The following is a 24,494-nucleotide window of genomic DNA, read 5'->3' on the forward strand; positions in this document are numbered from 1 at the left end:
TCCCCGGTAGAAATCAATAGTTGACGCTGAGGCTGGCGGCGACGTTGCGGCCCGGCTTGGCGTAGCGCTCGATCTCCAGGCGGCTGGCAGCCGTGGTGCCGGCGGCCAGGCTGCGCGCGGCGGCGTAATCCCAGTACTTGCGATCCGTCAAGTTGTACACGCCGACGATGATCTTGGCGTTCTTGTGCACGTTCCAGTAGGTCGACAGGTCGAAGATGGTGTACGACGGCACCTTGAAGAGCGGCGCGGTCCCGCCCATCAGCAAATCGTTCGGCGCCTGTTTCTCGCCGGCATGCAGCGCCGTCAGTTCCAGGCCGAACAACTTGTTCGTATGGTCATAGCCGAAGGTCAGCGCCGTCTTGGCCGGCGCCACCGAGGCCAGGCCGCCGCTCTCGCCCGTCAGGGTATTGAAGGAGCGGCCCTTGGCCACGCCCGTGGCCAGGTCGACGCGGTAGCCCTGCATGGCCGGCAACCAGGCGCCCAACTCCGCGCGCAGGCTCAGCTCGGCGCCCCAGGTGCGCGCATTGCCGATGTTTTCCGGACGGAACAGGCCCAGAGTGAGGGTCGGGTAATTCACCGGATCCAGCTCTTGCGCCACGTACTCGATCATGTTCTTGTACTCCGTCTGGTAGACGGACGCCTGCATGCTCAAGCCCCTGGTCACGTCGCCTTTGAGCCCCAGTTCATATGCCTTGCTGGTTTCCTTGCCCAGATTCGGATTGCCCAGCACGGCATAGCCATTCCCCGTGCCCGTATAGCTGATGGAATCATAGGTACCCGTGCGTTCGATCGCCGTCGGCAGGCGCGTGCCGCGCGTGAACGTGGCGTAGGCTTGCATTTGCGGCAGCACTTCCACGGACAGGCTCAGGCTCGGCGTGAAGTAGGAATCGCTCTCCTTGCGCACTTCCTTGGCCGCATTCGGCACGCCGATCAGGTAGTTCTGCAGGTTTTTCGGCTCCAGTTTGCGGTAGTCGGCACGCAGGCCTGGCGTCAGCACGGCTTTCTTGCCGCCCAGGTCGAAACTGAGGTCGTCGCGCACATACAGGGCCAGCTTGGTGGCATCCATGTCGGCCATGCGGTTCTTGCGCGTGATCTGGTGCTCGCCCGTGGCGATGAGGGTGCGGTCTTCCATCCAGGGGCGGCGCGATTTGGCCTGTTCCAGCTGCACGCCGTACAGCAGCGCGTTGTCGGCGTTGAGCTGCTTGAACGCTTCCGAGGTCAGGCCGATGCTGTCATTCTTGAAGCTGGTGTCGATGGCGCGCAGGGAGTTGCCGCGGTAAACATAGCGCCCCTTGCTCTTGTCCTCGATCTTCGCATTCTGCAGATAGACTTTCGAGGTCAGGCGGTCGAACAGGGCGAAATCCTTCAGCACCACCTCGTGGCCCAGGCTGACGCGGGTGCGCTTGGTGGTGGAATCCTGCTGTACGCCGTCCGGGTACATGGCGCTGACTTTATTGTTGAGGTCGCGCTTGTTCTTGCGTTCGAACATGTCGACCGTCAAGTCCAGCTTTTGTTCGCCCGGCAAGGCCCACACCAGCTTCGACAGCAAGGCGTTCGAATGCCAGTCATCCGGGTTGACGGTGGCGCTGCCGCGGCTGTCCAGCTGCTCGCCATCGCGGTGCACGTACACTGCCAGGCCTTGCAGACTGGCGCCGATCTTGGCGGCGCCCGTCAGGGTGTGCGCATTGCTGCGGTCCACCGTGGCGCGGCCGTATTTATACGCCACATAATGGTCCACCCCTTCGCCCAGGTAATCTTCGGGCGACTTGGTGATGAAGGCCACGCCGCCGCCCAGGCCGGGATTGGCGCCGCTGACGGCCGTCGTGCCCGAATCGATGCGCACTTCGCGGAAAGTCTCCGGATCAAAATAATCGCGGCCCATGCCGAAGGCGTTCATGTTACTGCTGTCCGGCTTGGGTGCCGCGTCTGGCAGGGAAATGCCGTCGAGTTCCAGGCTGACCCGGTTGCCTTCCAGGCCGCGGATGTTGTAACCGGTATTGCCCGCGCCATCCCACATGCCGCCGCCGCCCGAGGCCGCCATTGACGTGCTGATCAGCGGCTGATAGCGCACGACGCCAGCCATGTCCGTCACGTTGCGGCGCTCCAGGTCATCGCTGCGGATCACCGTCTTGGTGCCCGCGCGGCGCTCGTAATCCTGTTTGGCGTTCACGACGATTTCCGGGAAAACAGGCAGCTTGGCCGGTTCCTGCGCGGCCGTGCCTGCATTGATGGCGGCGTTTTGCGCGGCCACGGGCAGCAGCGGCGCGGCGAACAGGCCCAGCAAAGCGGCGCGCAGCACCAGGTTATGGCGGCGGACAGGCAGGTGAGCTGGGGATACGACGGGTGCAGCGAGGCGCTGCGTAGGCACAGTAGTCATGATGATCCGGTGGAAGAGTAAAGGCTGGCTCTTGAACCCGGATCGATAACGAAAGTGTTAACGATGTATAAGGAAAGTTTGCTGGCGAAAACAATACTGTAACACGAATCATTCTCATTTGAGAATGGCAAAGTGGTCTAGACAGATGTTATTTCGCAACAGTTGTAAAAAATGCCAGCCGGGGTGGCTGGCATGGCTGGCACGCGGGACAAGGCCATGGCGGCCCTGCCCTGTCTGGGCCGAATCAGGCCGGAGGATGGGCCAGCTTGCGCGCTTCCGCCTGCGCGCGGCGGCGCTCGGCAAAGAAGCGCTTGAGGAAAGCGCCGCACTCGTCGGCCAGCACGCCGCCAGCGATGGCCGTCTGGTGGTTCAGCGCCGGCTGCTCGAACAGGTTCAGCACGGAACCGCAGGCGCCCGTCTTCGGGTCGCCCGCGCCGTACACGACGCGCGCCAGGCGCGCATGCAGCATGGCGCCCGAGCACATCACGCACGGTTCCAGCGTCACGTACAGCTCGCAGCCGGGCAAGCGGTAGTTGCCCAGCTTTTCGGCGGCCGCGCGCAAGGCCATGACTTCCGCATGCGCCGTGGGGTCGTGGCGGCCGATGGGCTGGTTGTAGCCGACGGCGATGACCACCCCATCCTTGACGACGACGGCGCCGACGGGCACTTCGCCCAGATCCCATGCGTGCTGGGCCTGTTCCAGGGCCAGCTGCATGTAGCACGCGTCCTGCGCGCTAGCGTGCGTTTCAGTCATCGGTCACTTCTGCCCAGCAATTCGGCGTTTCATGCAGCACCAGCTTATGCAGGCGCAAGCCCGTGCCGAAATGGTCGGTAAATGCGGCTTTCAGGATCTCGAAAGCGATGCGCGCCAGGTTTTCCACGGTCGGGATGCGGTCGATGACGACGGTTTTATGGTCGGGCAGGCTGGCCAGGAAGTCGCGCACGGCCGTATCTTTTTCGTAGACGAGGAAGGCGTGGTCCCACACATCGACCAGGTGCTGCTTGGCCAGGGTTTTCACGTCGGAAAAGTCCATGATCATGCCATTGTCGGAATTGCCTTCCGCTTCGATGACCTTGCCGACCAGGGTGATTTCCACCGTGTAGCGGTGGCCGTGCAGGTTGCGGCACTGGCTTTTGTGGTCGGGAATGCGGTGGCCCGCGTCGAATTCGAGCTTGCGTGTGATAGTCAGCATATTATTTGTTTTAAGGGATTTGCAGGAGTTTATGGGTTTGCAGGCTCAGCTTCCACTTCGGGTTGCTTTTGCATGTTTCGATGGCCAGCTTCATGTTGTGCGCGGCCAGGGGGCCGTCCATCGCCTGCACGAAGAAGTTCTCGAAGTCCAGTTGTTCGTAGGCGGCCAGGTCTTGCTGGAACTGGGGGATGACCACCTTGATTTCATTGCCTTTGTGCACCACCAGGGTGGAACCCATCTTCGGGCTGACGCAGATCCAGTCCACGCCGGCCGGCACGGGCAAGGTGCCATTGGTTTCGATGGCGATGGTAAAGCCGACCGCGTGCATGGCGTCGATCAGCGCCGTGTCCAGTTGCAGCAGCGGTTCGCCGCCCGTAAACACCACGTATTTGCTGGGCGCGTAGCTGGCGGGCCACAGGCTGTCGATCAGCGCGGCCAATTCCTGCGGCGTCTTGAACTTGCCGCCCAGTTCGCCGTCCGTGCCGACGAAATCCGTATCGCAGAACTGGCACACGGCCGTGGCGCGGTCGCTTTCGCGGCCCGTCCACAGGTTGCAGCCGGAAAAGCGGCAAAACACGGCCGGACGGCCCGCGTGCGCACCTTCGCCCTGCAGGGTATAAAAAATCTCTTTGATGCTATAAGTCACTGTATTTCCTAAGAGCTGGCTGGCGTCATCGCGCAGGGCGAACGCATCGGGGCTGGCGCGTGGCGCCGTTACCGCAAAAGCCGATTGACAACCCTCTATTATATGCCGCCACGACACTTCCCGTGCAAATGCCGTGCCCGCCGCCTGCCGCTGCGGCGTCCGGGGCCGGAAATCGACATGCGCAGGCATAACTGCGCGGCTTTTGCGTTTAGACAATGTAAATGATCCCAAGTTAATATATTTTCTGTAAGAACATTGCCTGATGGAAAACATTAAGGGAGCATGGACATGCCGCAACGCTGGCTACGCCCGCCGTACCGCCTGAGTATTCTGGCCTGCCTGGCGGCGGCCGCACTCGCGGCCCTGCACGCCAGCCATGCCGCCGGGCCGATGCAGGTAGCTGGCACGCCCTCCCCCTTGATGCTGGCCTGTGCCGTCCTGCTCGGTGCGCTGGCGCTGCTGCTGTGGCGCCAGCGCCGCCTGGCGCTGCGCCTGCAGGCGCTGGAACAGCTGCGCGCGGAGGCGGAACAGGCGCGCCTGGCCGGCGAACAGCACAAGGCGCGCGCGCAGGAACGCCTGCGCATCGGGCGCGACATCCACGACGACCTGGGCCAGCATCTGCTGACCCTGAAAATCGACCTGGCCATGCTGCAGACCAGCACGCATGACGCCGCCCCCTTGCTGGCGCGCCAACTGGACATGATGGCGCGCAATATCGACCTCAGCATCGCGGCGCTGCGCTGCGTCATCCACGACCTGCGCCCGCCCGCCCTCGACGCGGGCCTGCAAGCGGCGTGCGACGGCTTGCTGGCCGATTTCAAGCGCACCACGGGCATCGCTTGCAGCTGCGACTACCGGCTCGACGCCGCCGCCGGCAGCGCGCACGGCCCCCTGCTGTATCACGTGCTGCAGGAAGCGCTGGCGAACATCGCCCGCCATGCGCGCGCCACGCATGTCCAGCTGAGCCTGCAGCAAGCGGGGGCCACCCTGGCATGCCGCATCAGCGACGACGGCGTCGGGCTGTCGGGTTCGCCACCGCGCCTCGGTTGCGGCCTGTCCGGCATGCATGAGCGCGTGGCCGCCGCCGGCGGCAGCCTGCACATCGAAAGCCGCAGCGGCGCCGGCACCACCTTGCGCCTGTCCCTGCCGCTGGCCGCCTGCGAGGAGGCGCCCCTGCTGCACGACTGATCGTGGCGTCATAAATATTGCTCAATATCAACACCCTCCGTCCCGCTGCGCTGCATCATGGCCAACGAGCCAGCCCCATTCACCCCAAGAAGGATGCTTACATGCCGGATAGCCATGCTCATGCCAGCGCATCGCCCTGCGATGAAGCCCAGGGTTTCGCCGTCAAGATGATGGAATTGCTGGTGGTGCCCACCTTTGTCCTCGACGTACATGGCCAGGTCATGATCTGGAACCGCGCCTGCGAGCAGCTGACGGGCGTGCCGGCGGCCGAAGTGCTGCGCACGCGCGAGCCGGGCCGCTGCTTCTACAACGACGAGCGCCCCACCCTGGCCGACCTGCTGCTGGCCGGGCGCGGCGGCGACATGCGCGCGCTGCACGCCCAGCAGCAGTACCGCAGCAGCACGGGCGGCAATCTGTGCGCGGAAAACTGGTGCGACATGCCGCGCACGGGGCGGCGGCGCTACCTGGCCGTCGATGCCAGCCCCATCTATGGCAATCACGACGAGCTGATCGCCGTCGTCGAAACCCTGCGCGACATGACGGATGAAAAACGCGCGCACGTGGAACTGGAACGCCTGGCCACGCGCGATGGCCTGACGGGCCTGGCAAACCGGCGCTGCTTCGACGACACCATCCTGGCCGAGTGGCAGCGCGCCCAGCGGCAGGGCCAGCCCCTGTCGCTGCTGATGGTCGACGTCGACAATTTCAAGGAATACAACGACAGCCATGGCCACCAGGGCGGCGACCTGTGCCTGCGCAAGGTGGCCGGCGCCGTGGCCAGCGAAATGCGCACGAACGACCTGGTGGCCCGCTATGGCGGCGAAGAATTTGCCGTCATCCTGCCGAACCAGTCGCTCAAGGGCGCGGCCATCGTGGCCGAACGCATCCGCCAGCGCGTGGAACGGCTGCAACTGCCGCGCAAGCGTCCCGACGGCGCCTGCGTCACCGTCAGCATCGGCGCCGCCACGGCCCTGCCCGGCCCCGGCACGGAACTGGGACAGCTGATCCACACGGCCGACTGCGCCCTGTACCGCGCCAAGCACCTGGGCCGCAACCGCATCAGCCTGCCGGAAACGACGCTCACATAGGCAACAGGGAAGCACGACCAAATTTGGTGTATATTTAGTCCTATCACAGTTTTTCGCATTCGGAGCCGCCATGGACCTCAAGGAACGCATCAAGCCGATTTCCTATCTCAAGGCCAATACGACGGACATCGTCAACAGCTTCGACGCGGGCCAGGACGAGCCCATCATCATCACGCAAAATGGCGAAGCGAAGATGGTCGTGCTGTCCATGCACGCGTATCAGGAAGGCAAGCGGCAAGCGCGGCAAATGCAGGAGCAGCATGCATTCATGAAACTGATCGCCATGGGCAACCAGGACATCGCGCGCGGCGACGTGGTGTCCGAAGAAGACTTCCTGGCCAGCCTCGATCAGGACTGACATGGCGCGCATCGTCGTGCTGAAAAGCGCGCAAGCCGATTTCAATGAACTGCGCAGCGACTTCAAGGCGCGCCGCACGGCGGCAGCGTACGCGCAGTTCATCGCAGCTTTCCGGCAATTATTTGCCGATCTCAAGACCTTTCCCGACAGCGGCACGCCCGTCGAGGCCGCCCGCGAAGTCGGCATGGATGTGCGGCAACGCCTGTGCGAAGAGATCCGCGTCATCTACCACCATGACCGGGCGCACGACACCGTGTACATCCGCATGTTCCTGCCCACCAAACGCGACTTCCTCGCCCACTTGACGGCGCGCATCCTGCGGCCCGACTTTTAATCTCCCCCCAGCGCAGCGTTCCGACAGCGCCTTGCCCCTATGCAGGGCGGCACGAATATTCTATGCTGCGGCGTTGCACTTTCCACATTCCAGAAAAAGAAGGAGCCTTCGTGTCAAGAATCATGCCCGCTTTATTACCCGCTTTCGCCCTGGCCCTGTCGGCCATGGCCTCGTCGAACCTGGGCGCCGCGCCTATCAAACCGGCCGCCGCCCACAGCGCTGCCGCCAGCAAGGCCGATCTGCTGCCATTCAAGGCGACGGAAAAGACCTTGCCCAACGGCTTGAAAATCATCATCGTGCCGACCGGCTTCCCGAACCTCGTCTCGCTGCAGATTCCCGTGCAGACGGGATCGCGCAACGAAGTCGAGCCGGGCAAGTCCGGTTTCGCCCACTTCTTCGAACACATGATGTTCCGCGGCACCAAAGCTTATCCACCCGAGAAATACCAGGAAGTCATCACCCGCGCCGGCGCGCGCCAGAATGCGTATACGAGCGACGACTTGACCAATTACCACACGACGTTTGCCAAGCAAGACCTGGAAACCGTGCTGAAGGTGGAAGCGGACCGCTTCCAGCACCTCGACTATGCGGAAGACGCGTTCAAGACGGAATCGCGTGCCGTGCTGGGCGAATACAACAAGAACAGCGCCAATCCCGTGTCGAAACTGTTCGAAGTGATGCGCGACAGCGCCTACACGACGCATACCTACAAGCACACGACGATGGGTTTCATTCAGGACATCGAAGACATGCCGAACCAGTACGCGTATTCGAAGCTCTTCTTCGACCGCTGGTACCGTCCCGAGCGCACCACCATCATCATCGCCGGCGACGTGGAACCGCAGCAAGCGATCGCGCTGGTGGAAAAATACTGGAGCAGCTGGCAGCGCGGCAAGCAGCAGGCGGCCGTGCCCGTGGAACCAAAGCCGCGCGGCCCCGTCTACAAGCATGTGGCCTGGCCCACGCCGACCCTGCCGTGGGTGGCCGTGGGCTTCCACGCGCCCGCGTTTTCCGTGAAGGACAAGGACCAGGCGGCGCTGGCCACCCTGCTGTCGCTGTCGTTCGGCCGCACTTCGCCCCTGTACAAGCGCCTGGTGCAGAACGAGCAAAAGGTCGACCAGTTGTTCGACATGACGCCGGACCGGGTCGATCCGACCCTGGCCGTGCTGGGCGCGCGCGTGAAAAACATCGACGACGCCGTCTACGTGCGCGACGCCATCCTGGCCACCGTGGCGCAGCTGCGCGATACGCCCGTCAGCGACAAAGACCTGGCGGACGCCAAGTCGGCGGAAAAATACGGCTTGATCCGCTCGCTCGACAACACGGAGCAGATCGCCGGCACCCTGGCTTCCTTCGTGCATTTCGACCGCTCGTATGCCACCATCAACCAGTACTACCGCCTGCTCGATACGCTCACGCCGGCCGACCTGCAGGCGGCCGCGCGCAAATACCTGACGGACGAGGGCCTGGTGGTGACGACCTTGTCGCACCAGCCGATGGCCGCCGCCATCGCCGCCACGCCAAAGCTGGCCAGCCTGCTGCCGGCCGCCTCGACCGCGAAGTTCGACGTGCTGGTGCAAAAGTCGGCGCTGCCGCAAATCCGCTACAAGCTGCTGTTCATGGCAGGTTCCGCGCAAGACCCGCAAGGCAAGGAAGGCCTGGCCGCGCTGACGGCGTCCATGGTGGCGTCGGGCGGTTCGTCCGAGCGCAAGATCGACGAAGTCAACCAGGCCCTGTTCCCGCTGGCCGGCAGTTTCAGCCAGCAGACGGACAAGGAAATGACGACGTTTACGGGTTCCATCCACAAGGATAACTGGACCCAGTTCAACGCCATCGCCCTGCCGCTGCTGCTCTCGCCCGGTTTCCGCGAAGACGACTTCCGCCGCCTGAAGGATGCGCAAAAGAACGCGCTGCTGCTGGACCTGAAGGACAATAACGAAGAGGAATTCGCCAAGGAACGCCTGCAAACCAATGTGTATGCGGGCACGCCGTACGGCCACCCCGTGCTGGGCACGGTCGCCGGCATCGACGCCATCACCCTCGACGACGTGAAACAGTTCTGGAAGAGCGCGTATGCGCAAGGCGCCGTCAAGGTCGGCATTTCCGGCGACGTGTCGGACGCCATGACGGCCTCGCTGACGCAGGCACTGGCAAGCTTGCCGGCCGGCCCGGGCTTGCCCGCCACCGTGAAACCCGCGGGCCGCAAGGCGCAGGGCCTGGAAGTGGAAATCATCGAGAAAAACACGCGCGCCACGGCCATTTCCTTCGGCTTGCCGCTGGACGTGACGCGCACGCACCCGGACTTCCCCGCCCTGTGGCTGGCGAAGACGTGGCTGGGCGAGCACCGCGCCTCGAATTCCTACCTGTACCAGCGCATCCGTGAAATCCGCGGCATGAACTATGGCGATTACGCGTACATCGAAGCCTTCCCGCGCGGCATGTACCAGTTCTTCCCGAACCCGAACCTGGGCCGCAAGGCGCAGCTGTTCGAAATCTGGATCCGCCCCGTGGCGCCGGACAACGCCCATTTCGCCCTGCGCGTGGCCCTGACGGAACTGGGCAAGCTGGTCGACAACGGCTTGACGCAGGACGATTTCGCCACCACGCGCGACTACCTGATGAAGAACGTCTTCGTCATGACGTCGACGCAGGACCAGCAACTCGGTTATGCGCTCGATTCGCAATGGTATGGCACGCCGGAATTTACCAAGCTGATGCGTGATGGCTTGTCGAAACTGACGCTGGCCGACGTCAACCGCGCCATCCAGCAGCACCTGTCGGCGAAGAACCTGTCCGTGGTGATCGTCGCCAAGGATGCGGCCGGCTTGAAGGATAAGCTCGTCAGCGACGCGTTCTCTCCCATCAAGTACGACGGCAACAAGCCGCAGGCGCTGCTCGATGAAGACAAGGTCATCGGTGCGATGAAGCTGGACATCAAGCCGGCGGCCGTCACCGTCACGCCGGCGGCACAGGCCTTCGCCAAGTAAGTTTGTGCCAGATCAACCTCGTCCGATGCAGCTTGCCGGATGGGGTTGACCTGGCATTCGGCGCGGCCAAACCCGCCTTCATTCCGCAAATCCCGGCCTTGGTCGGAAAGTAGCATCTTGGCAATCTGGTTATCCGCATACTGTTTTTCGACTCTTCCCGAGTGAAAACCATGACAAGGATAACCATGCACCTATTCCACCCCCACCTTTACGCCACCTGCTTCCTCGCCGCTACCGCGCTGCCGGGCGCCCTGTACGCGCAAGCGCCGGCCCTCGCCGGACAGTGGCAATTCCAGACGGCGACGGGCACGACCACGACGAATGGCGTCGAGGTCGACCTGATCGACACGGGCATCCTCGACATCAGCGAAGAGCAAGGCGGCTTGCGCGCGACGATCGCGTGGCTCGACGAACGGGGCCAGCTCACGCCGCCCCGCACGGTCGACGGCACGGCCGGCCCCGCCGGCGCCGTCTTCCGGCACGGCGGCAAGCGCGTCAGCACGGGGCGCAACGGCAAGGAGATCAGCACCGGCGTGACGATACGCTGGACCTTGCAAGCCAGGGGCAACGTGCTGAGCGGCGAGCGCCTGGTCGAAACCGATGAGAACGAACCCAAGCCCGTGAGCGGCACGCGGCTCAAGGAACGCTATGTGGCGCCCGCCCTGCCGGCCGCAGCGCTGGCGACAGAGGCAAGCGGCGCCGCGCGCGGCCCTTCCACGCCGGCCGAGCGCGCGCGCGTGGTGCGGATGGCGAACGAGGCGCAGCGCGATCCCCTGGCCGTGCAACTGCGCGACGGCGCCTGGCTGGGCGCATGGATAGAAGCGATTCCCGACTTCACCTTACCGGCCAGCGCGCTGGAAAGCTGGCTCTCCATCGCCGGCCGGCCGGCCATCCGCGAGGCAACGGTCTTTCAATACCTGGCCAGCGCGATGGCCTTCCAGATCGAACACCCGGAGCAGGCCGGGCAGCAGAGCGCCAGCGACCTGGCGGGCATGCAGGGCGTGCTGTGCGCCTACGAAACCCTGTTGCGCCAGGATAAGCTGAACCGTTCCGCGAAGCTGGATGCGGCGCTGGCGGCGCGCCAGCAAGACAGGCTGCCCGCCTTCCTCGCCACGCTGTCCGGCAGGAATGCCGGCATCGAAGCCGCAACGTCGCCGTCCAACGATGCCACGGCGCGCCGGATTGTTGCGCTGGGCACCGGCGAGCCGCGCGCGATGGACTGGCTCGACATCCTCAGCAACCGCTTCGGCGGCCGCATGGCCGGCAGCGACGCCTACACGCATGCGGCGCAATGGGCGCGCATGCAACTGCGGCAATGGGGCGTGCAAGCGGAGCTGGAAGAAGCGGGCCAGGTGCCCGCCGGCTTCAACCGCGGCCCGTGGTCGGGAAAGATGCTGGCGCCCGAGGAACAGCCGCTGCGCCTGGCGACGCCCGCCTACTCGGCCGGCACGCGTGGCGTGCAGCGGGGCCTGGCCATGATGGGACCGGCCACCCTGGAAGAGGCGCAGGCGCGCGCCGCGCAATTCAAGGGCAAATGGGTGCTGATCGGCGGTGAAAACGGGGGCGGCGGGCGCGATGGCAGCACCATCCACCAGCCCAGGGCCATCACCCGGGTGCTGATGCAGGCGGGCGCCCTCGGCACCATCCAGTCCGGCGAAGAACCGCTGTATGCCGCCAGCGCCGCGCCCACCGCGTGGGCGGCCCTACCGACCTTGCCCGACATCAAGCTGGCCGCGCCCCAGTATGCGGGCATCCGCGAGCGCCTGGCGCGCGGTGAAGCCGTCACCCTGGAGTTTGACATCCGCAACTGGTTCTATCCTGGCCCGGTGACATATCACAACGTCGTCGCCCGCATTCCGGGCACGGAAAAGCCGGAGGAAATCGTGCTGATCGGCGCCCACCTCGACAGCTATGACGGCGGCACGGGCGCGGCCGACAATGGCGGCGGCGTGGCCACGATGCTGGAAGCGATGCGCCTCTTGGCGCTCTCCGGAGCGAAGCCGCGCCGCACCATCATGCTGGTGGCCTTCGGCGCGGAGGAAATCGGCCGCAAGGGATCGTTCGCGTTCGCCGAGCGGCATGCGGGGCAATTGGAGCATATCGTCATGATGCTCAACCGCGACGGGCGGCCCGGCGCCATCGACGGCATCGCCATTCCCTCGGCCTGGAAGAGCGTGTTTGGCCGGGTCGAGCTGGCCCTGCAAGACATCCACCCCGTGTTCGGCTTCGCCGCCAGCATCAATGACGTGCCGCGCGACGCCAGCAAGGCGATGAGCGCGCGGGCAGGCAGCGATGACGCCGTCTTCAGCCTGCATGGCGTGCCGACGCCGAAATTTACCGTGCTCGGCGATTTCGACTATGCGCGCGTGCATCACACGGTGCTCGACACCTACGACAACGTGCAGCCTTTCAGCGCGGCGCAGCAATACTCTGCCATCGCCATCGCCTTGACCGCGTATGAAGTGGCGAACGCGCCGGAAGAGATCAACAGGAAAGGCTACTATCGCGCCGCCAAGGCGGCGCCGTAGACCTCCCCGCCCGCGTCACTCGAAGGGGTTGGCCACCGACGTCACTTCGGGCGGCGGCAGCTGGTCGGGCAAGTCCTGCTTTTCCAGTTGCGCCACCACGTCGCCCAGCAGTTTTTGCAGCTGTTTCGCCAGCGCCAGGCCCGGCTTGTCCAGGGTCAGGTCGATGTCGCCGCTGATGCTGATGCGGTCGATCCTGTTTTCGATGCTCAGGCTGCCGATCTCCAGCACATCGCTTTCATTGGCGTACGGGACGAATTTCTTTGCGCACATGGGATTTCCTTTCAAAGGGATTATTTTTTCGACTTGCTATTGATCTTGGGCAAACTCAGCATGCGCAACTTTTGCTGGCGCGTCAGCGACGGTAACAGATCGATGCCTATCCTGTCTTCCAGTTGCGCAATGCTCAGCACTTCATACGCCTTGGTATCGACGTTTTCAATGAAGTAGGCGGCGCCGGCGCGCTGGCGCGGGCTGTACACGGCCTTGTACAGATGGCTGGGCACAATCACTCTTCCCACCTTGCGCAGGTTGCCGCCAATGAAAGCCGGCCCCGTGATCACGTACAGGTCGCCCTCTTTCTTCGCCATCTTGCGCACGGCGCCCTCGATGCCGGCCCACACATAGCGGTTGTTGCGCGCATCCTGCGGCACCATGTTGGCCAGCGTAAAGCTGTCGCGCTGGCTCTGGCGGTCCGGCATGTCGCCGTTCGGCGCCATGTGGCCACGGTCGAAGCCGCTGCGCGCATAATCGGCCAGCTCGGCGCGCTGGGCGGCGGGCAGCTTGCGTTCCGCGTGGAAGGAATTTTCGCGCGACAAGTCCTGCGCCGCTTCCAGGTTGTTCGCCGTCAAGTGTTCAGCCGACCACAGGGGCGTGCGCGTAATCCCCGAATGCATCACGCCAAACACGTTGTAGCACAGCTCCCTGGTTGCCACGTCCAGCTTGGGGTTGGTGATTTCCGGCTTGCGGCCATCGACGTAGTGGGCGGGACAGGCATCGGCATGCGCCAGGTTCGCGGCAAAGGCGGAAGCCAGCAGGCCGCACGCCAGGGTCAGCCTGGCGATCGATCGTTGAAACATATTTCCCTCTGAAATCTTTGCAGGCCAGCATTCTAGCGGACGGCGGCCCTCGCCACAAACCGGCACCAACCTGGCGTGCGCGGCGGCGAACGGGCGTGCAGGCGGGCGTGCGGGCGGCCCTGTGCAGAGCTGGCGCAAATAAAGGCCAACAGGCCGCGCACAGCCATTCATATCTGCTAAGATTGCCTTGATTCGTTCGCATCGACCATTCAAGATTTGGAGAGCATATGATCAAAAAAACCCTGCTGCTGATCGTTGTCGTCGTCGCCGCCATCCTCGGCTATGCCACCACCAAACCCGACACTTTCAGTGTCCAGCGCGAAATCACCATCAAGGCACCGCCCGAGAAAATCGCCGCCCTGATCACGGACTTCCACTACTGGGCCGCCTGGTCGCCGTGGGAAAAGCTCGATCCGGCCATGCGCCGCACGTTTACGGGCCCCGCCAATGGCCTGGGCGCGCAATATGCTTGGACGGGCAATGACAAGGTGGGCGCCGGCCGCATGGAAATCACGGAAGCGGCCCAGCCCGAACGCACCGTCATCAAGCTGGACTTCCTCAAGCCGTTCGAAAGCCATAACACCACCACGTTTGCCATGACACAAGAAGGCGACAGCACCAAGGTGAACTGGACCATGACAGGTCCCAGCCCTTACGTGAGCAAGGTCATGACGGTCTTCGTCAGCATGGATACCATGATCGGCAAGGATTTCGAGAAGGGCTTGAACAACCTGAAGGTGGCGGCAGAGCGCTAAGCCTTCCCCGTCGCGATGAAAAACAGGGCCGCGCGGCCCTGTTGTCGTTGGCGCCGCCCCTTGCGGGGCAGCCGGCTCAGAACTGCTCGATCCAGGCCGCCAGGTGGTCCGGCGTGAGCGCCGGTTCAGCCTGCACCACCTTGCCCTGCAAGCCCATTTCCGTTTTACTCAGCTGCAAGGACCAGCCGCGCCGCGCCAGCCACAGCAAGCTGGCCAGCCAGAATGAGTGAATGGCCGAAACGGGCGTGGTGGTGGGCGTTTCCAGGAATTCCGTCAGCAGGCGGCCATCGAGGAACAGCGCCGTGCCGCCCTGGTTTTGCAGCGCCGCGCCGAACACGGGCAGCAGCATGTCGATCGCCTGCTCCACGCCGCGCCCCGGATGCTCGCGCTCGAGCGTGTCGAGCTGCTGGCGCACGGCGGCGGCAAAGGCCGTGCCGCGGAAGGCTTCCGAACTGACCAGGTCGGCATAATCCATCAACAGCCAGTCCGGCTCGGGCGGCGTGACGCCGGCCGTCAGGGCCGCCGACAAATACGCTTCCACGGGCAGCTGCTGTTCCGGACCGGCCAGGCTGGCGCACAGCGCGTACAGGCTGCCGATGCGGTTGGCGACGGCTTGCCGCTGGCGCACCATCAGCTTTTCGCGCAGCAATTGGGCGTGCTCGTTGCGCAAGCGCGCCAGCTCCAGCGCCTGCTTGAGTTCCATGCGCAGGGCCGCGATATCCCACGGTTTCTGGATGTAGCGGTGGATCTGCCCCTGGTTGACGGCTTCCACCGTGTGCTCGAGCTCGGAATACGCGGTGGTCAGGATGCGCACGATGTGCGGATGGCGGTCCCAGGCGTACGACAGCAACTCGTTGCCATAGGCGCCCGGCATGCGCTGGTCCGACACCAGCACGGCGATGCGGTCGGCCTGCTCGTCCAGGATGCGCTTGCCCTCCTCGACCGAGGTCGCCGTCAGCACGTCGGCCAGCGGCGCGATGGCGCGCTGGAAGTATTTGAGGGCGTTGGCCTCGTCATCGACATAGAGTATCGTCGGCAAGCCTTGCGCCGGCTCACGCTGAGCCGGTAAACGCAGATTGGCGTCAATCATGCTCGTTCCTTATATGTACTGGAAAATTCAGGGTTACCGTGGTGGAAGTGCCAAACTCGGTGGCGATGTCGAGGTTGCCGCCGAACGACTGCATCATGCGGTGGCAAAACACCATGCCCCAGCCCTTGCCTTCGTCGCCGTTGGCACTGACGGGGTCGATCAACAGCTGTTCGACAATCTCGGGGGCGATGCCGGCGCCATTGTCGCGCACCATGATGCGGCCGGCGTCGATGCGGATGCCGATCGCAGGATGAGCCTGCTCGCCGGCCGAGCGCAAGGCATTCGCCAGCACGGACGATAAAATCAGGGCGACGCAATTGGGCGACTCGGCAATGGAAAAATCGTCGCCCACGTCCACCGTGATGGCGGCGCGCTGGGCCGTGCTCAAGGGATAGCTGTCAAGCAAGGCGGCCAGCAGCTGGCGCGCGCTGCCGGCGCGGCGTCCGCCCTGCATGCCGGGCCCGGCGCTTGCCAGGCGCACCGTGTCGACAAAGCTGGCCAGCACCGACAGGCAATAGCGCGCATTGTCGTGCATCAAGGCGGCCGCTTCGCCGATCTCGGCCTGCGGCGCGGATTCCGCCTGCGCGCGCCGGGCGATGCCGCGCGCAAAATTGGCGATTGCCGCCAGCGGCGTGTTCAATTCATGCGCAAGAAACGCCAGCGATTCTTCCATCGCCACCAGGCCCTGGCGGCGCGCGGCGCGCTCGCGTCCCGTCTGCACGGCCAGTTGCAGCGCCGTCTGCATGGCGGCCAGGTCGAGCGGCTTTTCCAGCAGGCGGAACACCGCGCCGCCGTTGATCAGTTCGAGCAGCACATCCTTGTCCGCATACGCGGTGACGAGCATGCAGACGATGTGCGGATAGCGCTGCGCCACTTCCTGCAGCAATTCGCTGCCCAGGCGGTCCGGCATGCGGTAATCGGTGACGAGCACGTCGATCTGGCCGGCCTCGTCTGCCAGCAAGGCGAGCGCCGCATCGACGCTCAGCGCCGTCAGCACGCGGTAGCGGGCCCCGGCGGCGCGTTCGAAATACTTGCAGGCGAGCGCTTCATCGTCCACGTACAGCACGCTGGCGCGGCTATCGTTATCCATGCTAACGGCCCTCCCAATCGGAGCGCTGCAAGTCGAAATTCATGCTGGCCCACGCGCCCAGCTCGCTTTCGGCCGTGAGGGTGCCGCCGTGGCGCTCGATCACGCCATAGCTGATGCTCAGGCCCAGGCCCAGTCCCTGCCCCACTTCGCGCGTGGTAAAGAACGGCTCGAACACGCGCGCCAGGTTTTCCGGCGCGATGCCGGGGCCGTTGTCGCGCACGCTGATGCGCAGGCGGTTCTCGTCCCAGTGGGCCGTGATGCGGATCTCGAACGGCGGCGAATTGCCCTTGCGCATGGACAGCACGGCATTGCCCAGCAAGTTGATCAGCACGCCCACGATGGCCGCTTCGTCGCCGCGCACCAGGGTGTCGACCGGCAAGTCGTGGCTGATGCTGACATTCTTCGTTTCATGGCCCACCAGGCGGATGGCCGCGTCGAGCGCGCTGCGGAACTGGAAGTGTCCCGTTTCCAGCTGGTTGCCGCTCTTGCGGTAGGCAAAGGTCTTCAAGTCGGACACGATGTGCTGCACGCGCAGCATGCCCTGCTTGGCGTCGGCCAGGCATTCGCTGACGAGCGCGCTTTGCTTGGCGGCCGGATCTTCAATGGCCACCTCGATGGCCATCATGCAGAAATTCACGGGGTTATTGACTTCATGCAGCATGCCGGCGGCCAGGGTGCCGATGGCAGCCATTTTCTCTTGCTGCAGCATCTGCCCCTTGATATCGGCCAGACTTTTGTTGGTTTCTTCCAGTTGCGTGTTCTTTTGCGCCACTTCCGCCTTCAGCTGGAACAGCATGAAGCGGGCGCGCTCATTGAAATAGGTAAACACGGCACTGATGCTGGCCGACATGATAAGGAACAAACAATTGACGACAAACGTACCCGCCAGGTCGAAGCCGCCCGCATGCCAGGCACAGGCGCCCACATACAGCAGGCAGGAGATGGCGCCGAAAACCATATTCTGCCACAAGCCAAAGGCCAGCACGATGCCCGACGAATAGATGGCCAGGGTCATGCCCACGTAATAGATCGAGGTGGCGCCTTCCGTGACGGCGATCATCCAGGCGATCATGATCTGCGGCAAGATCAGCCAGACAAAGGTCAAGCCCTGGATGCGGTCCTGCGCCCAGCGCGTGCGCATGGCCAGCACGACGCAGAAGATCAGCACGGACACGAGGATGCGCGCAGTGGTGAACGCCGACTGCTTGTCCGGATACAGGGCCGAATCGAGGCCCATGCCCAGCAGGATCAGCACGATGCCCGTGTACGCCCCGCCTCGGCTGAATTCCAGGCGGAAGTCGCGCAAAACGGCCGTGTAGCCGGCGTGCAGGCCTGGAGTATCCATCAAGGAATGCTCACTTCCGCGAACACATTCACGCCCGTGGCATCGACATAGATCAGCGGGTCCGTCGCGTGCTCGGGCAGCAAGGCCGACAAGCCCTCTTCATTGCGATAGATCAAATGCCATTCCAGCAAATGCTCCATGCCGAACTTGCCCGGGTTATTCGCGTGCACATTGGTGACGAGCAAACGTCCGCCCGGCCCCACGCGCGAGGCGAAATGCATCAGCAGACGCGCGCACACCTTGTCGGACAGATAGTCGAACAGGCCGGCGCAATACACGGCGTCGAAACTGCCGGGCAAGCCCGTGATACCGGCGCCATGGCGGCGCTTGAGCAGGTTGTGCACGGAATCGTGCACATAATCGATCTCGACCACGCGCCCCGTGCGCTGCATGATGGTGGTCAGCCGCGCGCGCGTCCAGTCCAGGGTCTCGCTGCTGAAGTCGACCAGTTCGAAGGCCAGCCACTGCGCGTCCGGGCACGTTTCCAGGAAACGCTGCACCTCGATGGCCGGGCCGCAGCCCACGTTGAGCACTTTATACACGCGCCCGGCAGCGCGCGCCGCGGCCGCCTTCTGCGACAGGAATTCCGTCAGGATATCGATACGGTTGCGGTGCGCCGTGGCGACAGCCGCCTGCAGGAAGGCGGCATTGACGATCTGAAAGTACGTGCTCGGCCCCTGGCGCGGGTCGTCCAGCAGCTGGTTGACCATCTGGTAATCGCCCGCGTAACCGAGCGGCTTGGTAAACGTGCGGAAGACGAACGGCGCGCGCAGGATCAATGGATGCAGCGCCGCCTGGGCGAAGGCGCGGTGCGCGGGCGCCCGCTCTTCCTCGACGAGCGAGGCTTCCACTTCGAGCTGGCGCAGATACAGCTGGGTTTGCTCCATCAGCGGCAAGGCCAGTTCATCGAAGATATCGGGGCGCAGCCGGCCGTTTTCCTTGGGCAGCGAGTCGGACAAGTCGACTTGCTCGACCCAGCGCGACACTTCCGACAGGAAGGCGCGCATTTCGTTGACGACGATCTGGTAATCGCGGCGGATGCGGAAACGCTCGCCCCAGCCGGCGACAAAGGCGCTGGACTCTTTCTGCACGGCGCCCTTGACCACCACCACGTCGCTCAGCTCGCGCCACTCGTCGATCAGGGTCACGGAAACGATGGCGGTCAGGCCCGTGTTGACGCTGCTGATGACGACGGCCTTGCCCACGTAGGCATTTTTCGCCCCCATGCGCACCGTCACGTCATTGAGCACCTCGCTGACCTGCACAATCGAGTATGGATTATAGATTTCCATGACCAGCGAATTGCGCTGCAAGTTGAAAATCGTGCCGCGCACCGCCTCACCCTGGGTGTTGCGGAAACTGACGACTGGATCGATCTGCGATTGTGAATACACGATTGAGCATTATCAAGTTGCCCGGTTTCCGGCGCACCCCACGGGTGACGCCAGTTTCCAGGCTGGGTTAAGGCACGGCACACCGGTCGTCTGCCGCCGGCACCGCCATCAAGATGACGGAATTGCGGCGTCGTTTGACGCCGTGCCGGAGCGCCTCAAAGCGCGTCTGTTCGCTCTCTGATCGAGTGTACTATGGATGTAGCAGAACGGGCAATTGTTCCCTCAGGAACGACTGTCCGTGGCGCTGGCGCGCAACGCCGGCGGTCAACCTGCCACAAAAAGGGCCAAAGCATGGCGCAGCAACTGCGGCGTTTGCCCTGTCCAGCGCTTGAACGAGCGGCGAAAGTTGGTGGCATCATGAAAGCCAAGATAGGCGGCCACGGCGTCGTTGTCGTAGCCATGCGCCTGGAACAGATAGATCGCCTTGTGCGCGCGCACCTGGTCCAGCTCGGCCTGGAAATGCGTGCCATGGCGCGCCAGGTGGCGTTTCAGGGTGGCGGGACTGACGCCGAACTCCTGCGCCGTGCGTTCCAGGGTCGGCGCGCAGCGGATATTGGCCAGCAGATAGTCGTACAGCGCGCCGAGCAGGCTCGCGGCCGGCACGGGCGCCACGGCCGCCGCGCGCAAGGCTAGCGCCGCCGCCGTGGCATTGCCGCGCGGCCAGGGTTTATCCAGCCAGCTGGAATCGATGAGCATGGCGTCGACCTGGCAATCGAAGCGCAGCGCCTGGCCCAGGTGCACCTCGTGCTGCTCGACGTGGCGGGGCCGCGCCCGATTGAAGCAAAAGCGCCACGGCAGCGCTTCGCCGGCCAGCCAGCGGCACATGGCCGCCAGCGCCGTCATGTGCATCTCCACCAGAAAAGGCAGCTGGCTGGGCGCGCCGAACGCATCGACCCAGTACAGCACATGCATGTCGCCCGCCTCGCGCAAGCGCGGCTGCAACAGCGGACACAGCAAGGTGTGGAATTCGCACAGGATGCCAAGCGCCTGGCGCAGATTCTGCGCCTGCAGCAAGGCGTGGCTGGCCGCGCCGTAATGGCCGGGCAGCATTTGCTGGCCCAGCATGAAGCTGGTATCGGCACTGTCCAGGCCGCGCGCCACGTTGGCCAGCAATTGCAGGTATTGCGCGGCGCTGACCTGGCTTTCCGCGGACGGCAGCGCGCCGCCATCGAGGCCCGTACCCTTGAGCAGCGGCGCCACGGCCAGTTCGCGGCTGCGCGCATAATCGAGCACCAGCGCCGGCTGGTGATGGGCCGCGATGCTGGGGTCGCCCTGCTGGTTCAGCGGCATCAGGCGGGCGCGGCGGAACTGGCCCTGGGACCGGCGCTGCGGCCGGGCGTTTCCACGGCCCGGCTCAGCTCGGCAAGCACCACTTCCGGCACGCCATCGGTGAGCGCGCACGCATGCCGCAGGCTCAAGCGGATTTCGCGGTTGTCGTTGGCGTGGTGGCGCATCTGTCCCACCATGGCGCACAGGTGGCGCGCCTTCGCGGCCGCATCCTCGCGCGACACGCCCGGCATCAGCACGGCGAAGCGGTCGCCCGCATAGCGGCACAGCAAGTCGTCATTGCGCAAGTTCAACAGCAGCATGTGGCCCACGGCTTGCAGCACGCGGTCGCCTTCGCGGTGGCCGTATTCGCGGTTAATCAAGTGAAAGCTGTCGATGTCGAGCAAGACCAGCGCGCAATCGAGGCCGGGCCGGCGCTCCTGTTCCAGGCGCATCTGCGTGCGCAGATAGCTGGCGTCGGCCAGCTGCGTGATGCGGTCGAAGGCGCGGTGGTCGCGGAACAGGCGCTCGCGCTTTTGCAGGTGTTCGTTCAGGCGGAACTGTTCCTGGCGCCAGTAATACATGCCGATCGTCAGCACCAGCATACCGAACGGAATCAAGGCTTCCAGCCAGTTATCCCACACGGCGCTCTTGTCGACGGCAAAGAATTCGTCCAGGCAATCGGCCCAGGAGCCCAGCATGATGGCGCACAGGCCGCCGGCGATCAGGCGCGTCACCCGCCCGCGGGGACGGCTGCTGAGGGTAAACAAGAACCAGATGCCCGCCATGACGGCCGTGCCGCCCTCGCAGACGATATCCATCCACTTCCAGATGGCAAACGGTTTAAGGTGCCCCAGTGTGGCGTACAGGAACAAGAACAAGGGCAACGCGAGCGCTGCGGCAATCAGGCTGTTACGGTGCAACGGCAGCATGTGGGAAACCTTTAAAAGTGGTGCTGTCGCCACGATAGCGCCCGCCCATGACGGCACGATGACATGCCCCACGCCCGTGCGGCAGGTGCAAACGGCTCATCATTAACAGCGCAGCCGATGCAAATCCGGCAAGCCGCATCCCATGCGCCCTGCGCTGGCAGGTCATTTCAGCTCACCATGATTCATTTCCAGCTGGAAAGCGCTCACAGGCCGTTGTTTTCAAGGTGGCAAGCCCTTGCCTGTCACGCAATCGTCATATTTGCTGCCTAGAATCCGCCCGGTTCCCTCCCCTAACCGAGCTCTTCATGAAAACCATGCACACTTCCTTCCCCTCCCCGCTGCGTCTGACGGCCGTGGCCCTCGGCATCATGGCCGTCTTCAGCGGCCAAAGCCATGCGCAAGCGCAAGATGCGGATGGCCAGCCGGCCGCCACCGTGGTCGTCAGCGGCCAGCGCGCCAGCCTGCGCAACGCCATCGCCGCGCAAGAGAAAGCGGACAATATCATCAGCGTCATCAGCAGCGACGATATCGGCGGCTTGCCTGACAAAAACGCGGCCGAGGCGCTGGCCCGCTTGCCGGGCGTGTCCGTGCAGCGCGACCAGGGCGAAGGCCGCTACATCACCGTGCGCGGCCTGGGCCCGGACTTGAACGCCGTCACCATCAACGGCGCGCTGGTGCCGTCGCCGGAAGCGGGCCGCCGCGCCGTGGCGCTGGACATCCTGCCTGCCGGCCTGATCCGCACGCTGGAAGTCTCGAAGACTTTACTTCCTGAAATGGACGCCAACTCGCTGGGCGCCACCGTCGAAGTCAAGTCGCTGTCCGCCTTCGACTTGCCGGGCAAGCTGCTGTCGGCCAACGTGGGCGCCAGCTATGATGAAAAGACGGGCAAGACCAGCCCCAGCGGCGGCGCCCTGTGGGCCCAGCGCTTCCTCGACGGCAAGCTGGGCGTTGCAGCCGGCCTGAGCGCGGAAAAGCGCTCGTTCGGCTCGGATGACGTGGAAACGGGCGGCGCCTGGAGCAAGGGTAAATTGTCGGGCCTGGAATTGCGCGACTACCTGCCCGTGCGCAAGCGCGGCGCCCTGGCCGTCAACCTCGATTACCGTCCCGAAGCGGGCAACAGCTGGTTCTTGCGCTCGTTCCTCAGCGAATTTTCCGACAATGAAGTGCGCGACCGCCTGACCATCAGCAATATCGCGGGCGGCAGCCTGGCGGAAGGCCAGACGGCCAGCACGCGCGCCGAGCGCCGCATCCGCCAGCGCAAGTACACGCAGCAAGTGCGTTCCTTGGTGCTGGGCACGCAACAGAAATCGGGCGATTGGACCCTCGATGTGAAAGGCGGCCTGAGCCGCGCCACGGAAGACACGCCGGAATCCTTGAACGACGGCCGTTTCCGCGGCACCAGCAATTTCGCCGGCATCAGTTTCACGGATACGCAGGAACCGAAATTGAGCGGCCCCGCCTCGCTGTACGACCCGGCCAGCTACGCACTCAACGCCATCACCCTGCAAAAGCGCTACTCGAAGGACAATGAACACCACGCGCGCATCGACCTGGCGCGCAAGTTTGACATCGCCACCCTGAAATTCGGCGCGAAAGTCAGCCGCCGCGAAAAAACCAATGACACGGATCAATGGGCATATAACAGCAGCAAGGCTTCCAGCGGCAATTACTGGGGCGCCGGTTCCACGTCGATGAGCAATTTCGTGCAAGGCCACACGCTCGACTACGACCTGGGCAACATCGGCGTGGCCCTGGACCCGTCCCTCATCCGCGCCCGCGTGGCGGGACTGGACCGCGCCAAGGCGCGCCTGGCCACGGAATCCGTCATCAACGACTACCGCATGCATGAAGACATCAACGCCATGTATGTGCAAAACAGCTATGACTTCGACGCCTGGCACATCCTAGGCGGCGTGCGCGCCGAGCGCACCAGTTTCGAAGCAAACGGCTCGCAGGTAGACAGCGCAGGCGTCGCCACGGCCTTGACGCGCGAACGCTCGTACACCAACTGGCTGCCAAACCTGCAAACCCGTTATGACCTGGATCAACATACCAGCGTGCGGGCCGCCTGGACGCAAGCCGTCGTGCGCGCCAACTTCAGCCAACTGGCGCCGGGCATCAGCCTGGCCAGCAACACGGAAGCCGTGATCGGCAACCCGGACTTGAAGCCGCTGAAGGCCAACAACCTGGACCTGGGCATCGAAAGGGTACTGGGCAATGACGGCGTGATGTCGGCGTATGGTTTCTACAAGGACATCAAGAATTTCACGTACACGACCAACCTGGCCGGCACGGGACAGTGGGCCGGCTACACGACGGCGACCTCGTATGCGAATGGCGACGCGGCCAAGGTGAAAGGCATCGAACTGGCCTACATGCAGCCGCTGCGCATGCTGCCGGCGCCCTTCAATCGTTTCCTCGTCGGCGTGAACGGCACCCTGAGCACCTCGAGCGCGCAAATCGGACGCTTCGACAAGGCGACGAACAAACAGATGAACCGCGACATCCGCCTGCCGGGCCAGTCGAACCAGGTGATGAACTTGATGCTGGGCTATGAAACGGGGCCGGTCAGCGCCCGCCTGGCCCTCAACTACAAGTCGCCTTACCTGCTGGAAATGGGCAACGACATCCTCGATCAAAGCCAGGACCATATCGTCGCCGGCCAGAAGCAGCTCGATTTCTCGCTGTCGTACCAGATCAACAAACAATTCCAGCTGATGTTCGAGGCGGCCAATCTGAACAACGAAAAATACTATGTTTACCAGGGCACGAAGCAGTACAACGTGCAAAACGGACAATATGGCCGCACCTTTAAAGTGAGCCTGAAAGCCAGCGCCTTCTGATGAT

Annotated in this window: 20 protein-coding genes; 8 read left to right on the top strand and 12 right to left on the bottom strand. The window is 64.0% G+C overall.

Annotation, left to right across the window (positions count from 1 at the left end):
- Positions 1-13 precede the first annotated feature (13 nt).
- From O0881_RS03220 to queE, 4 genes are all read right to left on the bottom strand, one after another.
- The gene (locus O0881_RS03220) at positions 14-2,377 is read right to left on the bottom strand and encodes a TonB-dependent hemoglobin/transferrin/lactoferrin family receptor (protein WP_289910103.1); all 2,364 of its coding nucleotides are present in this window, start codon (positions 2,375-2,377) and stop codon (positions 14-16) included.
- A 244-nt stretch (positions 2,378-2,621) separates the two neighbouring features.
- Positions 2,622-3,131 (bottom strand): tRNA adenosine(34) deaminase TadA, encoded by a 510-nt coding sequence (gene tadA, locus O0881_RS03225; RefSeq protein WP_289910105.1) that lies wholly within the window; start codon positions 3,129-3,131, stop codon positions 2,622-2,624.
- Positions 3,124-3,570, bottom strand: a complete 447-nt coding sequence (gene queD, locus O0881_RS03230; protein ID WP_289910106.1) for a 6-carboxytetrahydropterin synthase QueD — start codon at positions 3,568-3,570, stop codon at positions 3,124-3,126. Before queD ends, tadA begins: the two co-directional genes overlap by 8 nt.
- Before the next feature lie 10 nt (positions 3,571-3,580).
- Entirely contained in the window at positions 3,581-4,216 is a 636-nt protein-coding gene (queE, locus tag O0881_RS03235) for a 7-carboxy-7-deazaguanine synthase (RefSeq protein ID WP_034785949.1), read from the bottom strand.
- Positions 4,217-4,504: 288 nt separating this feature from the next.
- Between queE and O0881_RS03240 the strand changes: the two genes are divergently transcribed.
- From O0881_RS03240 to O0881_RS03265, 6 genes are all read left to right on the top strand, one after another.
- Positions 4,505-5,404: a sensor histidine kinase gene (locus O0881_RS03240; protein WP_289910107.1), complete on the top strand. Its 900-nt coding sequence runs from the start codon at positions 4,505-4,507 to the stop codon at positions 5,402-5,404.
- Between the two features lie 101 nt (positions 5,405-5,505).
- Positions 5,506-6,492: a diguanylate cyclase gene (locus tag O0881_RS03245; protein WP_099667847.1), complete on the top strand. Its 987-nt coding sequence runs from the start codon at positions 5,506-5,508 to the stop codon at positions 6,490-6,492.
- 70 nt (positions 6,493-6,562) lie between these two features.
- A complete protein-coding gene (locus tag O0881_RS03250; RefSeq protein ID WP_289904851.1) occupies positions 6,563-6,850 on the top strand; it encodes a type II toxin-antitoxin system Phd/YefM family antitoxin in 288 nt (95 codons plus the stop codon).
- Position 6,851: 1 nt separating this feature from the next.
- Positions 6,852-7,184, top strand: a complete 333-nt coding sequence (locus O0881_RS03255) for a type II toxin-antitoxin system RelE/ParE family toxin (protein WP_289910108.1) — start codon at positions 6,852-6,854, stop codon at positions 7,182-7,184.
- Between the two features lie 110 nt (positions 7,185-7,294).
- Complete coding sequence (locus O0881_RS03260; protein WP_289910110.1) at positions 7,295-10,171, top strand: pitrilysin family protein; 2,877 nt, start codon at positions 7,295-7,297, stop codon at positions 10,169-10,171.
- Positions 10,172-10,356: 185 nt separating this feature from the next.
- Positions 10,357-12,699, top strand: a complete 2,343-nt coding sequence (locus O0881_RS03265) for a M20/M25/M40 family metallo-hydrolase (protein WP_289910111.1) — start codon at positions 10,357-10,359, stop codon at positions 12,697-12,699.
- Positions 12,700-12,714: 15 nt separating this feature from the next.
- Here the strand turns inward: O0881_RS03265 and O0881_RS03270 are convergent, their stop codons facing one another.
- Positions 12,715-12,969: a hypothetical protein gene (locus O0881_RS03270; protein WP_077404902.1), complete on the bottom strand. Its 255-nt coding sequence runs from the start codon at positions 12,967-12,969 to the stop codon at positions 12,715-12,717.
- Between the two features lie 20 nt (positions 12,970-12,989).
- Complete coding sequence (locus O0881_RS03275; RefSeq protein ID WP_099667845.1) at positions 12,990-13,775, bottom strand: DNA/RNA non-specific endonuclease; 786 nt, start codon at positions 13,773-13,775, stop codon at positions 12,990-12,992.
- Between the two features lie 227 nt (positions 13,776-14,002).
- Between O0881_RS03275 and O0881_RS03280 the strand changes: the two genes are divergently transcribed.
- The gene (locus tag O0881_RS03280; protein WP_289910114.1) at positions 14,003-14,530 is read left to right on the top strand and encodes an SRPBCC family protein; all 528 of its coding nucleotides are present in this window, start codon (positions 14,003-14,005) and stop codon (positions 14,528-14,530) included.
- 76 nt (positions 14,531-14,606) lie between these two features.
- Here the strand turns inward: O0881_RS03280 and O0881_RS03285 are convergent, their stop codons facing one another.
- The 6 genes from O0881_RS03285 to O0881_RS03310 all read right to left on the bottom strand — a co-directional run bounded on the left by O0881_RS03285 (position 14,607) and on the right by O0881_RS03310 (position 21,647).
- Positions 14,607-15,620, bottom strand: coding sequence for a response regulator (locus tag O0881_RS03285; protein ID WP_251348576.1), 1,014 nt, complete (start codon positions 15,618-15,620; stop codon positions 14,607-14,609).
- On the bottom strand, positions 15,613-16,710 hold the full coding sequence (locus O0881_RS03290; protein WP_289910115.1) for a hybrid sensor histidine kinase/response regulator: 1,098 nt from the start codon (positions 16,708-16,710) through the stop codon (positions 15,613-15,615). The genes O0881_RS03285 and O0881_RS03290 overlap by 8 nt, the downstream gene beginning before the upstream one ends.
- Before the next feature lies 1 nt (position 16,711).
- Complete coding sequence (locus O0881_RS03295; protein WP_289910117.1) at positions 16,712-18,055, bottom strand: HAMP domain-containing sensor histidine kinase; 1,344 nt, start codon at positions 18,053-18,055, stop codon at positions 16,712-16,714.
- Entirely contained in the window at positions 18,055-19,449 is a 1,395-nt protein-coding gene (locus O0881_RS03300; RefSeq protein WP_099667840.1) for a class I SAM-dependent methyltransferase, read from the bottom strand. Before O0881_RS03300 ends, O0881_RS03295 begins: the two co-directional genes overlap by 1 nt.
- A gap of 264 nt (positions 19,450-19,713) precedes the next feature.
- On the bottom strand, positions 19,714-20,739 hold the full coding sequence (locus O0881_RS03305; RefSeq protein ID WP_289897776.1) for an AraC family transcriptional regulator: 1,026 nt from the start codon (positions 20,737-20,739) through the stop codon (positions 19,714-19,716).
- A complete protein-coding gene (locus O0881_RS03310; RefSeq protein WP_099667838.1) occupies positions 20,739-21,647 on the bottom strand; it encodes a GGDEF domain-containing protein in 909 nt (302 codons plus the stop codon). The genes O0881_RS03305 and O0881_RS03310 overlap by 1 nt, the downstream gene beginning before the upstream one ends.
- Before the next feature lie 305 nt (positions 21,648-21,952).
- On the opposite strand from O0881_RS03310, the gene O0881_RS03315 reads away from it, so the two are divergent.
- A complete protein-coding gene (locus O0881_RS03315) occupies positions 21,953-24,490 on the top strand; it encodes a TonB-dependent receptor (RefSeq protein ID WP_289910119.1) in 2,538 nt (845 codons plus the stop codon).
- Positions 24,491-24,494: the final 4 nt, after the last annotated feature.

This window comes from Janthinobacterium sp. SUN100 (assembly GCF_030397705.1).
Lineage (GTDB): Bacteria > Pseudomonadota > Gammaproteobacteria > Burkholderiales > Burkholderiaceae_D > Janthinobacterium > Janthinobacterium kumbetense.